Here is a 12535-nt window from a genome sequence, read left to right as displayed (position 1 = left end):
TGGACGTACAGCAGCGGCCTATTCTTCCACGATCTCGGGCGTCGGCCCAAATCGTCCGTCGGGGCGCGGCCCCCAGCCCAGGATCGAGAGCATTTCGCGGTCCTTCTTGTCGAAGGCCTTGGGGTCGGTGCGCTCGATCAGATCGGGCCGGTGGCGCACGGTGCGGCGCAGCGCCTCGTCGCGGCGCCAGCGGGCGATCTTGCCGTGATGGCCGCTGAGCAGCACGTCGGGGATGTCCCGGCCGCGCCACTCGGGAGGCTTCGTGTAGACGGGCCCCTCCAGGAGGTTGGCCATCGCGCCCGGTGCGAAGGAGTCGTCCTCGTACGAGGAGGCGTTGCCGAGTACGCCGGGCAGCAGGCGCGCCACGGCCTCCGTGATCACGAGCACGGCGGCCTCCCCGCCCGCGAGGACGTAGTCACCGATGGAGACCTCGTAGACCGGCATACGGGTCGTGTACTCGTCGATGACGCGGCGGTCGATGCCCTCGTAGCGCGCGGGCGTGAAGACCAGCCAGGGGCGCTCGGAGAGCTCCACGGCGAGTTCCTGGGTGAAGGGGCGCCCCGAGGGCGTGGGGACGACCAGGACGGGCCCCTGAGCGCCACTCTCGTACCCTTCGGCGAGTACGTCGTCGAGGCATTCGCCCCACGGCTCGGTCTTCATGACCATGCCGGGGCCGCCGCCGTAGGGGGTGTCGTCGACCGTGTTGTGCCGGTCGTGGGTCCACTGCCGCAAGTCGTGCGCGTGGACGTCGAGTTGACCACGCGCGCGTGCCTTGCCGACGAGGGAGACGTTCAGCGGCTCAAGGTACTCGGGGAAGATCGTGACGACGTCGAGCCTCATGCGGACCCGTCCCCCTCTTCCTCTTCGCGCGGCGACTCCTCGCGCGACGACGCGATCTCCGCGCGGTCGTCGATCAGCCCGGGCGGCGGGTCGATGACAGCCTTCTGCTCTTCGAGGTCGATCTCGGTGACGATCTCCTCGACGAACGGGATCATGACCTCGCTGCCGTCGGGCCGCTCCACGATGAACAGGTCCTGCGAGGGCAGGTGTGAGATCTCCGTGATCCGGCCGACCTCGGTGCCGTCGGCGAGGACGACGTCGAGGTCCATGAGCTGGTGGTCGTAGAACTCGTCCTCTTCCTCGGGCAGTTCCTCGGGGTCCACCGCGGCGATCAGGAGGGTGTTGCGCAGCGCCTCGGCCGCGGTCCTGTCCCGTACGCCCTCGAAGCGCAGCAGCAGCCGGCCGCTGTGCACCCGGCCGGACTCGATGGTGAGCGGCCCGGTGGAGGCCGGGTCGGTGGCGAGTCGCGCGCCGGGGCCGAGCCGCAGCTCGGGCTCGTCGGTGCGCACCTCGATGGTGACCTCACCCTTGATGCCGTGGGCGCGACCGATGCGCCCGACTACCAACTGCACGTCGGAAACTCTCCTGTCAGGCCGCCGAAGGCGGCTCAAACGAATCGGGCCGGGGACGGCTCGTAAGCCCTCCCCGGCCCGAGCCGGTGTTCAACTTTTCTCAGCGAACCTGGTCGACGTCGACGAGGTCGACGCGGACACCACGGCCGCCGATGGCACCCACGACGGTACGCAGAGCGCGCGCGGTGCGGCCGTTGCGGCCGATCACCTTGCCGAGGTCGTCGGGGTGGACCCGGACCTCGAGGACGCGCCCCCGGCGCAGGTTGCGCGAGGCGACCTGCACGTCGTCGGGGTTGTCGACGATGCCCTTCACGAGGTGCTCAAGAGCCTCCTCGAGCATGCTCAGGCCTCGGTCGACTCGGACGGGGCCTCAGCGGCCTCGTCCTTCTTCTCAGCCTTCTTCTTCTGGGTGATGGCCTCACCCTTGGGACCGTCCTCGGTGGCCAGCGCCTCGAAGGAGGGGCGGGCGGCCTTCGGCTCGGCGACCTTCAGCGGCGCGGGGGCGGGCAGACCCTTGTGCTTCTGCCAGTCACCGGTGAGCTTGAGGATGGCCATGACCGGCTCGGTCGGCTGCGCGCCGACACCCAGCCAGTACAGCGCACGCTCCGAGTCGACCTCGATGCGCGACGGGTTCTGCACCGGGTGGTACAGGCCGATCTCCTCGATCGCACGGCCGTCACGGCGGGTGCGGGAGTCGGCGACGATGATGCGGTAGTGAGGCGCGCGGATCTTGCCCAGACGCTTCAGCTTGATCTTGACTGCCACGGGAGTGGTGTCTCCTGGTCTTGACGTGGGTGGGCACGGCGAGATTGCCGCGTGGGGTTGCGGTACCCGAGTGCCCGACGGACGCGTCAGCCGGAGGAGAGAGGGGTCCTATGCGACTGTCGAGTACAGCTAGCCATTGTGCCACATGCCGTGGGGGTGACCGAACTCCGGTCCGGCCCCCCACCAGGAACACGGCCCTCAGCCCGCCGCGACACCGACGATCTCCGGGATGCGGAACGGCTTTCCGCAGCCGCCGCACATGATCGGGGCCTGGGCGAGCACCGACGGCACCACTCGGACGTTGCGCCCGCAGTCGCAGACCGCCTTGACGCGGACGCCGCCCCCGGAGGAGCCGTGCCGAGCGGCGGGGCCGCGGAAGCTTCGCTTGGTGTCCGCGGCGGTCGCCACGGTGTGCGCCTTCAGTGCGCGCTGGATCCGCTCGATCGTCTGGCGGTAGCGCTGCTTCGCCTCCGGGTTGAGCGTGACCAGCGAGAAGCCGCTGCTGGGGTGTGGTTCCTCTGGATGGTCGAGGCCCAACTCCTCGGCGATGGCCAGGAATCTGCGATTGTGATAGCGGCCGGCGCGCGAGGTGTCGCGGATTCCGCGCGCGGCTGCGATGCCGTGGACTGCCTCATGAAGGAGTCGTTCGAAGGAGAGCTCGCGTCCACAGGCGGACGACGACTCGCCGATCAGGGATTCGGGCGCGGCAAGATCCGGCAGCTCGGGGTGGTGCCGCTGAATGTCGGCCCACGCCCCTGCCAGTTCTGCGGCGAGGACAGGTGGTGTCGTGCTCACGTCGTGACAACGAGCCGGGGGGCCTCCGTGTTCCTATTCCGGGGCATCCCAAATAATTTGCACGTACCAGTCAGTTCCCACTGATGCGTCCCGAGGAGGGCGGGTGCGCAAATGTACGGAGAAGGCGCACAGCTCACACCAAGGTGGTGCGTAGTGGCACGTACGCCTTCACGAACGCCCTCCGTCTTCGCGGGCGCCCTCCGGCTACGCGCGCCTAGTAGGCGCGTGCGACGACCGCGACGTTACCGGCCGCGTCGTCGGCGTCCGGCACCGCCCCTTCGGGGGTGATCAGACACCGTACGGAGACGCCGTGCCCGGCGAGCTCGTTCTCGCCCGCCTCCCCGAGGGTGGCCCACGGGATGCGCGCCCAACCGCCCGCGGAGGTCGCCTCCAGGGCCTCGGCGACCGTGGCCACGTCGGTCGTCCGCAGCCGCCGCCGCTCCCGTGACTGCGCGAGCAGCAGCGCCTGGTCCTCCTCCAGGATCTTGGGCACCACGGCGACCAGCGCCTCCAGGGCGACCGGGGTCTTGCCGCCGGGGATGCGCCGGGCGAGCATCGCGGTGCCGTTCTCCAGGTCGCGGGGCCCGACCTCGACGCGTACGGGCACGCCCTTCAGTTCCCAGTCGACGGCGCGGCGGCCGAAGGGGGTGTCGGTGCGGTCGTCCACGTGGACACGGATTCCCGCCTTCTTAAGTACGTCGCCGATTTCGCGCACCTTGTGGAGCACCGCCTCGTCGTCCTTGACGGCGAGCACGACGACCTGGGTGGCCGCGAGGCGGGGCGGGACGCGCAGCCCGTTGTCGTCGCCGTGCATCATCACCAGCGCGCCGATCATGCGGGTCGTCGAGCCCCAGGAGGTCTGCCAGACCAGCTCCTCCGTGCCGTCCTTGGACAGGAAGCGCGTGTTGAACGCCTTGGCGAAGTTCTGGCCGAGTTCGTGGCTCGTGCCCATCTGGAGGGCCTTGCCGTCGCCCATCATCCCTTCGAGGGTGAGGGTGTTGATGGCGCCGGCGAAGCGCTCCTTGGTCGTCTTCCGCCCCAGGAGGACGTCCATCGCGAGGACGTTCTCCATGAAGTCCGCGTAGACGTCCCGGTGGATGCGCGCCGCGAAGTCGCGCGCCTCTTCGTAGGTCGCGTGCGCCGTGTGGCCCTCCTGCCAGAGGAATTCCGTCGTACGCAGGAAGAGGCGGGGCCTGAGCTCCCAGCGGACCACGTTCGCCCACTGGTTGATGAGCAGCGGCAGGTCCCGGTAGCTCTGCACCCACTTGGCGAAGGAGGCGTTGACGACCATCTCGGAGGTGGGGCGGACGACGGCGGGCTCCTCCAGCACCTTGCCGCCGCCGTGCGTGACCACGGCCAGCTCGGGCGCGAAGCCCTCGACGTGGTCGGCCTCCTTGGTGAGGTACGACTGCGGGATCAGGAGCGGGAAGTACGCGTTCTGCGCGCCCGTCTCCTTGATGCGGTCATCCATCTCCCGCTGCATCCGCTCCCACAGGCCGTAGCCGTACGGTCGGATGACCATGGTGCCGCGCACCGGGCCGTTGTCGGCCAGTTCGGCCTTGGTGATCAGGTCCTGGTACCAGCGCGGAAAGTCTTCCGTCCGGGGCGTGAGAACGCGGGGTTTGGCCATGGCGCGGATGCTACGGCGCGGGCCGTGGAGCACTCGAATCCTTTTCGCCCGTATGCCCGGGGCCACCCGCGTGCGCCCGTCATATGACCTCCCGGGGGCGCACGACGGTGCACACGCGCATTGTCGCCGCGCCTGCCAATCACCCCCTAGACGCGGCGGACGTTGCGGAGTTTTCTGGCTTACGGGGGGGGGAGCGCGAGCAGCGCGCGAACACGGTCGGACGCCACGCGTACGGGCAGTCGGCACGGCGACAACTCTCGGTATCTCTCGGTGGATTGGGGCACTTTCGATGACACCTACGCTCGTGCGGCGGCACCTCCCTCACACGGCCCCCGCGCCGCGGACGGATTTGTGCGCACGCGCGCGTGACTGGGCGGAGATTCAGGAACGGATGCTGGTGCCGCTCTACGAAGCGGTCTACGAGCGCCTGGAGGTCGGTGCGGGCACCCGGCTCCTCGGGCTCGACTGCGGCTCCGGGCTCGCGCTCCTGATGGCGGCGTCGCGCGGCGCGGCCGTCACCGGCGTCGAGCCCTCGCATCCCGAGCTCCTCGCCCTGGCCGAGGAGCGGCTGCTGCCCGACGCCTCCGCGCCGCGGGAGGCCGCGGACGCCCGGCTCACGACGGCCGACGCCGCCGATCTCACCGCGACCGATCCCGGCGGAGCCCCGTACGACGTGATCACCGGATTCCGGCCGATCGGGTGTGTGGCCGGGGACTCCGAGGGGCTTTCGGCGCGCCTGGAGAGCGTGGCACCCCTGGCAGACCGGGGCGCCGCCGTGGTGCTCGTCGGCTGGGGCCCTCCGGAGCGCTGTGCCACCTCGTCCGTCCTACGGGTGGCCACAAAACTCGCCGACCCTCTACGTAGTACGGGTAGTTGGCGCCCGGCACTCCGTGACGACCTGGAGGAGGTCGCTCAGCGGGCGGGGCTGCGGCCCGACGGTTCCGGCCGGGTGGCGTGCCCCTTCGGGTACGCGGACGCCGAGAGCGCGGTGCGCGGGCTGCTTTCGACGGGCCTGTTCGACGCCGCCGTGGGGGCGACGGACCCGGCGCAGGTCGACAAGGAGGTGTCCGAGGCGCTGCGGGCCCATGTGCGCGCCGACGGCACGGTGTGGATGCCCAATGTGTTCAGGTACCTGATAGCCCGCACGCCGTGAGACGCCACAACACGCCGTGAGACACCACGAGGAGACGCCACAAGCCGAAGGCCCGCACACCATGCGGCGTGCGGGCCCGAGGGACAGGCTGCCGGTTCAGTCCTTGGTGAAGCGCGCGACGCCGGCGATCCGGTACGCGTCCGCCTCCTCCAGCGTCTCGTTCTCCATGAGCGCCTCGGCCAGTGCGTCGAGCTTGTCCCGGTTGTCGCGCAGCTTCTGGCACGCCTCCTCGTAGCACTCGTCCACGATGCGGCGCATCTCGCCGTCGATCGTGTCGAGGGTGTCGGGGGCGGCGGACAGCCCGTACGCCTGCTGGGCGTCGCTCGGGAGGGCGGACAGGCGGCCGACCTTCTCGCTCATGCCCCAGCGGGCGACCATGCCGCGGGCGATGTTGGTGACCTGCTCCAGGTCGTTCTCAGCGCCGGTCGTGATGACTCCGTAGACGACGTGTTCGGCCGCCATGCCTCCGAGGGCGCCGATGATGCGGCCCCTGAGGTACTCCTCCGTGTACGCGTACTTGTCGGAGTCCGGGGTGGAGAGCGTGACGCCGAGGGCGCGGCCTCGCGGCACGATCGTGATCTTGCGGACGGGGTCGGCGCCGGGCTGCAGCATGCCGAGGAGGGCGTGGCCGCTCTCGTGGAAGGCGGTGCGGCGGCGCTCGTCGTCGGGCATCACCAGCGGCCGTTCGGCGCCGAGCTGGACCTTTTCGAGCGCTTCGGACAGCTCCGACTGGCCGACCTGCTTCTCCTTGCGCTTGACGGCGAGCAGCGCGGCCTCGTTGGTCAGGTTCGCGAGGTCGGCGCCGGTCATGCCCGGGGTCGTACGGGCGACCTGGGTGAGGTCGACATCGGGGGCCAGCGGGATGTCCCGGGTGTGGATCTTGAGGATGGACTCGCGGCCGTCGCGGTCCGGCGGCGAGACGGTGACCATGCGGTCGAAGCGCCCCGGCCGGGTCAGCGCCGGGTCGAGGACGTCCGCGCGGTTGGTCGCCGCGATGACGATGACGCCCTCCGAGCCGGAGAAGCCGTCCATCTCCGTGAGGATCTGGTTGAGGGTCTGCTCGCGCTCGTCGTGGCCGCCCATGCCGCCGCCACCGCCGCGGGCCCGGCCGATGGTGTCGATCTCGTCGATGAAGATGATCGACGGGGCGACCTTGCGGGCCTCGGCGAACAGCTCCCGTACGCGCGAGGCGCCGACGCCGACGATCATCTCGATGAACTCGGAGGCGGAGGCCGAGAAGAACGGCACTCCCGCCTCGCCGGCGACCGCCCGCGCGAGCAGCGTCTTACCGGTGCCGGGCGGGCCCGCGAGGAGCACGCCACGCGGCATCTTGGCGCCCATGGCCCGGTAGTCCTGCGGGTTCTTGAGGAAGTCGACGACGTCGTCGAGCTCGCCCTTGACCTCGTCGATGCCGGCGACGTCCTGGAAGGTGGTGCGCTTCTTGCCGGGTTCGAGCTCGACGGGCTTGGGCGGCTGCTTGCGGCCGAGCATGCCGCCGGCGCCGCCTCCCATGCCCCCCTGGCTCATGCGCCGCGCGATGAACACCCACAGCACGACGAGGAGGAGCATCGGGGCGAGCGAGATGAGCAGGTTGGACAGGAAGCTGCGCTCCTGGACGACGGGTTCGGCCGTCACCGTGACGTCGTGCTTCTCCAGGTTGGCCCAGAGGTCGTCATCGGCGAAGGCCGGGCGCTGCGTCGTGAACTTGGTGTAGTTCTTGCGCTTGCTGTCGCTGTCCTTGGGTGTGGGCTTCTCCTTCTTGAGCTCGCCCTGGATCGCGTCGCCCTTGGAGTAGATCTTGGTGACGTTGTCGGCCGCGACCTGCTTGCTGAACTCGGTGTACGAGACCGTCGGCTCGTCGCCCTCGTTGAAGAACGACAGCACCAGGTTGGCGATGAGGTAGACGATCAGGGCCGTCAGGATGAGGCCGCCCCAGCCGCCGGGCATCTTGCGCTTGGGCCCCTGCGGGGGCGGAGGGGGCGGCGCGCCCTCGGACCGCCAGGGCTGATCCGTCCGATCGCGCGGGGGTACGGGGTTCGCCACGCCTGCCTCTCCTCCTGCCACCTGCGGCCCTCGGGTGCCGTCACGGACCCAAGGCCTTCCGCCCATGACCGCACAGGTGCAGGGGGCGCGCCACTCGTGGACATGCGTAAGGGGCGCCCGCAATGGCGGACGCCCCTTACAGCGGCTGAGGTCTCAGCCCATGAACTTCTTGAACTCGTCGGGGAGCTCGAAGTCCTTCGGGTCCTGCTGGCCCGCGCCGGGCAGGCCGAGGGCGCCGCCCGCCTCGGCGGCGGCCGCGCGCCGGGCGGCCTCGTCCTTCTCCTGCTGCTGACGCTTCATGGGGTTGCCGGAGCGCTGCTTGCCCTTGGCCTTCTTCTGCTGCTTCTTCTGTTTGCCGGGGCCACCGCCCGAGCCGGGCATGCCCGGCATCCCCGGCATGCCGCCGCCCTGAGCCATGCGGGACATCATCTTGCGGGCCTCGAAGAACCGCTCGACCAGGTTCTTGACCGCGCTGACCTCGACGCCGGAGCCCTTGGCGATACGGGCGCGACGCGAGCCGTTGATGATCGCGGCGTCCGCGCGCTCGGCCGGGGTCATCGACTTGATGATGGCAGCCGTGCGGTCGACATCGCGCTCGTCGAGGTTGTTGATCTGGTCCTTCATCTGGCCCATGCCGGGCATCATGCCGAGCAGCTTGGAGATGGAGCCCATCTTCCTGACCTGCTCCATCTGCGCCAGGAAGTCGTCGAGCGTGAAGTCCTGGCCCTTCTTGGAGGCCAGCTTCGAGGCCATCTTCTCGGCCTCTTGCTGCGAGAAGGTCTGCTCGGCCTTCTCGATCAGCGTGAGCATGTCGCCCATGCCGAGGATGCGGGACGCCATGCGGTCCGGGTGGAACGCGTCGAAGTCGTCCAGCTTCTCGCCGTTGGAGGCGAACATGATCTGCTTGCCGGTGACCTGTGCGATGGAGAGCGCGGCACCACCACGGGCGTCACCGTCGAGCTTGGAGAGCACCACACCGTCGAAGCCGACTCCGTCACGGAAGGCCTCGGCCGTGTTGACCGCGTCCTGACCGATCATGGCGTCGACGACGAAGAGGACCTCGTCCGGGCGCACGGCGTCGCGGATGTCCGCGGCCTGCTGCATCAGCTCCTGGTCGATGCCGAGGCGGCCCGCGGTGTCGACGATGACGACGTCGTAGACCTTGGCCTTGGCGTGCTCGATGGAGTCCTTGGCGACCTTGACCGGGTCGCCCACGCCGTTGCCCGGCTCGGGCGCGTAGATGCCGACGCCGGCGCGCTCGGCGACGACGCTCAGCTGGTTCACGGCGTTCGGGCGCTGGAGGTCACAGGCGACGAGCAGCGGCGAGTGGCCCTGGGACTTGAGCCAGAGGCCCAGCTTGCCCGCGAGGGTCGTCTTACCCGCACCCTGCAGACCCGCGAGCATGATCACGGTCGGGCCGGTCTTGGCGAAACGCAGCCGGCGGGTCTCGCCGCCGAGGATGCCGATGAGCTCCTCGTTGACGATCTTGATGACCTGCTGGGCGGGGTTCAGGGCCTGGGAGACCTCGACGCCGGTCGCCCGCTCCTTGATCTGCTTGATGAAGGCGCGGACGACGGGCAGGGCCACGTCGGCTTCAAGGAGGGCGATCCGGATCTCGCGCGCCGTGGCGTCGATGTCCGCCTCGCTGAGGCGCCCCTTGCCGCGGAGGTTCTTGAATGTCGCTGCGAGGCGATCGGAGAGAGTGTCGAACACGGCGGTCGCGAATCCTCGGGTCGGGGGCTTAAGGGACAGGTCGCTCTCCAGGGTATCCGCCCGCGGTGCCGTGGTCAGTGGCCCGGTGCCGATGCGCCCCACAGGTCGCACCCACGTACGAAAAAACAGTGCATACGCCTCCATATCCGCCGCGGACACCCCGGCGTGACCAGGGCGTGACCAGGACGTTCACCATAATTACGGTCCCAGCGGTTCCGTAAACCCGTGCACATCAGTGGCGCCCGACTGGGTAGGCGCCTTCAGGTTTCGACACCACCCCTCTCCTTCGCCCCGGGCCGGGGCGTGCCCGGTCGTGTCCGGAACCGCCACCAACAGCCGTGCGGCAGACCGCCGTACACACCTCTGACGTGAACTGGAGCTCACAGATGACCTCCCTCGCTCCCTCTGCGGACCGGCCGTCACGGCCAGTACGCAGGCCACCGGCACCCCAAGGGAGGCCGTCGTGAACTTCTTCGACTACTTCCAGGGCAACTGGCCCGATGTGCTCGACGCCACGCTCGCGCACATCCTGCTGGTCCTCGAAGGACTGGCCCTCGCCGTACTCATCGGCGTGCCGGTGGCGATCCTGACGTACCGGACGAAGGCGCCGCGCGCCGCTGTGCTCGGAACGGCCGGGCTGCTGCTGACGATCCCGTCCTACGCGCTGTTCGGCCTGCTGATCACGCCGCTCGGCCTGGGCACGGGCCCCTCCGTGGTGGCCCTGACGCTGTACGCGCTGCTGCCCGTCATACGTAACACCGTGGTCGGCCTGCGCGAGATCGACCCGGCCGTCGTCGAGTCGGCCAACGCCATGGGCATGACCCGGCTGAAGGTCCTCGCCACCATCGAGTTCCCGCTGGCCTGGCCCGTGGTCGTCACCGGCCTGCGGGTCGCGACGCAGATGCTGCTCGGCATCGCCGCGATCGCTGCCGCCGTGAACGGCCCCGGTCTCGGCAAGCTCATCCTCGACGGACTCGCCAGCGCGGGCACCCCGTTCGCCGTCTATCTGACGCTCGAGGGCGCGCTCGCCATCGTCGTCCTCGCGCTGCTCTTCGATCTGCTCTTCGCCCTGCTCAACCGTCTGACCACTCCGAAGGGGGTCACCCGATGATCCGGCTCGACCGGCTGACCAAGTCCTACGCGGGGCAGGAGCGTCCGGCGGTGGACGACCTGACGTTGGAGGTCCCCGAGGGGAAGATCGTCGTCTTCGTCGGCCCCTCCGGCTGCGGCAAGACCACGACGATGAAGCTGATCAACCGGCTGATCGAGCCGACGTCCGGCCGCATCCACCTCGCCGACGAGGACGTCACGACGATCCCGGTGCACGAGCTGCGCCGCCGCATCGGTTACGCGATCCAGCAGTCCGGGCTCTTCCCGCACCAGACGGTCGCCCAGAACATAGCCACCGTGCCCGGCCTGCTCGGCTGGGACAAAAAACGCGTCCACGCGCGCGTGGACGAGCTGCTCGACATGGTGGGCCTGGACCCGGACACGTACCGCGGCCGCTACCCGAAGCAGCTCTCCGGCGGCCAGCAGCAGCGCGTCGGCGTCGCCCGCGCGCTCGGCGGCGACCCGCAGGTGATGCTCATGGACGAGCCCTTCGGCGCCATCGACCCGCTCAACCGCGAGGCGTTGCAGAACGAGTTCCTCAAGATCCAGTCGAAGCTGCGCAAGACGATCGTCTTCGTCACCCACGACATCGACGAGGCCGTGAAGATGGGCGACAAGATCGCCGTCTTCGCCGAGCACGGCAATGTCGTCCAGTACGACACCCCGGAGAAGATCCTCGCCGAGCCCGCCAGCGAGTTCGTCACGGACTTCATCGGGTCGGGCGCGGCCGTCCGCCGTCTCTCGCTGACCCGGCTCGGGAACGTCGACGTGCCGCTGTGGCCCACCGTCGCCGAATCGGCGAGCGCCGAGGCGCAGCAGGACGCGGCTGCCGACAGCGACCGCGAGTTCGTGGTGGTCCTGGACGAGGACCGCCGCCCCGTCGGCTGGCTGCCCGCCGGTGGTGGCACGCGGCTGCCGCTGATCTCTCCGCTCGGCCCGGCCACGAGCCTGTACGACGCGCTCGACGAGTTGCTCGCAGTGAACGCGTCCGCGCTGACGGTCGTGGACGACATCGGCCGCTACCGGGGCGTCGTCACCCTGGACACCCTGCGGACGCTGATCCACACCGACGGCGCCTCCGGACTGCTCCAGGGGGCCCGGCCGTGACCCAGGCACTCGTCGAGGACGTCCCCACGGTCGCGAAACCATCGGACCGCACCCGCGTCCTGCCGCCGCTGTGGCGCCTCGTCCTCACCCCGCTCGCCCTCGCCGTGGTCCTCGCGCTCCTCGCCTGGTACGTCTCCGGGCAGGAGAAGGACCAGATCGAGCTGCGCAGCCTGAACGCGGACTACCTGCTCAGCCGCACCCTCACGCACCTCGAACTGACCGCGGTCGCCACGGTGTTCATCCTGGTGATCGCCATCCCGCTCGGCGTGCTGCTCACCCGCCGCTGGGCCCGCCCCCTCGCGGGGCCCGTCCTCGGACTCGCCAGCATCGGGCAGGCACTGCCCTCGCTCGGCCTGATCGTGCTGCTCGCGGTGGCCTTCGTCAGCCTCGGGGTGACGCAGATCGCGCTGATCGCGTTCGTCGCGTACGGGGTGCTGCCGGTGCTGCGCAACACCATCGCGGGCCTTCAGCAGGTCGATCCGTCGGTCCTCGAGTCCGCCCAGGGCATGGGGATGACGAAGTGGGAGGTGCTGCGCCGGATCGAACTGCCGCTCGCGGTACCGGTGATGCTCGCAGGTATCCGTACGGCACTGGTGATCACGGTGGGCACGGTCGCGCTCGCGACGTTCATCGGGGCCGGCGGCCTCGGCGATGTGATCTCGAACGGGATCAACTCCAGCCGGAACCTGGTCCTGGTCACCGGCAGTGTGCTCGTGGCCGTACTCGCGCTGCTCGTGGACTGGGTCGCCGGGATCGTCGAGAACCTGCTGCGCCCGCGCGGTCTGTGAGAAGGGGCCTGTGAGAGAA

The 12535-nt window shown here is 69.7% G+C and carries 12 protein-coding genes; 4 read left to right on the top strand and 8 right to left on the bottom strand.

Features of this window, described 5'->3' with window-relative positions; all coding sequences use genetic code 11:
• Positions 1-18: 18 nt before the first annotated feature.
• From trmD to proS, 6 genes are all read right to left on the bottom strand, one after another.
• The gene (trmD, locus tag ACWD2L_RS09545) at positions 19-840 is read right to left on the bottom strand and encodes a tRNA (guanosine(37)-N1)-methyltransferase TrmD (RefSeq protein ID WP_351336322.1); all 822 of its coding nucleotides are present in this window, start codon (positions 838-840) and stop codon (positions 19-21) included.
• Entirely contained in the window at positions 837-1412 is a 576-nt protein-coding gene (gene rimM / locus ACWD2L_RS09540) for a ribosome maturation factor RimM (protein ID WP_351336319.1), read from the bottom strand. Before rimM ends, trmD begins: the two co-directional genes overlap by 4 nt.
• 100 nt (positions 1413-1512) lie before the next feature.
• A complete protein-coding gene (locus tag ACWD2L_RS09535; RefSeq protein ID WP_014176063.1) occupies positions 1513-1752 on the bottom strand; it encodes an RNA-binding protein in 240 nt (79 codons plus the stop codon).
• A gap of 2 nt (positions 1753-1754) precedes the next feature.
• Entirely contained in the window at positions 1755-2177 is a 423-nt protein-coding gene (gene rpsP, locus ACWD2L_RS09530) for a 30S ribosomal protein S16 (protein ID WP_351336316.1), read from the bottom strand.
• A gap of 198 nt (positions 2178-2375) precedes the next feature.
• Positions 2376-2972 carry a hypothetical protein gene (locus ACWD2L_RS09525; RefSeq protein ID WP_351336314.1) on the bottom strand — a complete coding sequence of 199 codons (597 nt, stop codon included), beginning with the start codon at positions 2970-2972 and terminating at the stop codon, positions 2376-2378.
• A gap of 214 nt (positions 2973-3186) precedes the next feature.
• Positions 3187-4602 (bottom strand): proline--tRNA ligase, encoded by a 1416-nt coding sequence (gene proS / locus ACWD2L_RS09520; protein WP_351336311.1) that lies wholly within the window; start codon positions 4600-4602, stop codon positions 3187-3189.
• Between the two features lie 289 nt (positions 4603-4891).
• Between proS and ACWD2L_RS09515 the strand changes: the two genes are divergently transcribed.
• A complete protein-coding gene (locus tag ACWD2L_RS09515; protein ID WP_351336308.1) occupies positions 4892-5755 on the top strand; it encodes a class I SAM-dependent methyltransferase in 864 nt (287 codons plus the stop codon).
• Between the two features lie 96 nt (positions 5756-5851).
• On the opposite strand, the gene ftsH is transcribed toward ACWD2L_RS09515, so the two are convergent.
• Both ftsH and ffh read right to left on the bottom strand, forming a co-directional pair.
• Positions 5852-7798 (bottom strand): ATP-dependent zinc metalloprotease FtsH, encoded by a 1947-nt coding sequence (ftsH, locus tag ACWD2L_RS09510; protein WP_351336305.1) that lies wholly within the window; start codon positions 7796-7798, stop codon positions 5852-5854.
• Positions 7799-7951: 153 nt separating this feature from the next.
• Entirely contained in the window at positions 7952-9511 is a 1560-nt protein-coding gene (gene ffh, locus ACWD2L_RS09505; protein WP_351336303.1) for a signal recognition particle protein, read from the bottom strand.
• Positions 9512-9974: 463 nt separating this feature from the next.
• Between ffh and ACWD2L_RS09500 the strand changes: the two genes are divergently transcribed.
• The 3 genes from ACWD2L_RS09500 to ACWD2L_RS09490 are packed head-to-tail and all read left to right on the top strand — an operon-like array spanning position 9975 to position 12516.
• Positions 9975-10622 carry an ABC transporter permease gene (locus ACWD2L_RS09500; RefSeq protein WP_351336300.1) on the top strand — a complete coding sequence of 216 codons (648 nt, stop codon included), beginning with the start codon at positions 9975-9977 and terminating at the stop codon, positions 10620-10622.
• Positions 10619-11728, top strand: a complete 1110-nt coding sequence (locus ACWD2L_RS09495) for an ABC transporter ATP-binding protein (RefSeq protein ID WP_351336297.1) — start codon at positions 10619-10621, stop codon at positions 11726-11728. Before ACWD2L_RS09500 ends, ACWD2L_RS09495 begins: the two co-directional genes overlap by 4 nt.
• A complete protein-coding gene (locus ACWD2L_RS09490; protein WP_351336294.1) occupies positions 11725-12516 on the top strand; it encodes an ABC transporter permease in 792 nt (263 codons plus the stop codon). The genes ACWD2L_RS09495 and ACWD2L_RS09490 overlap by 4 nt, the downstream gene beginning before the upstream one ends.
• The last annotated feature ends 19 nt before the right edge of the window (positions 12517-12535 follow it).

The sequence above is a fragment of the Streptomyces sp. NPDC002754 genome (assembly GCF_053592315.1).
Note: the sequence above shows the minus strand (reverse complement) of the source record. Positions and strands in the feature narration are given on the sequence as shown.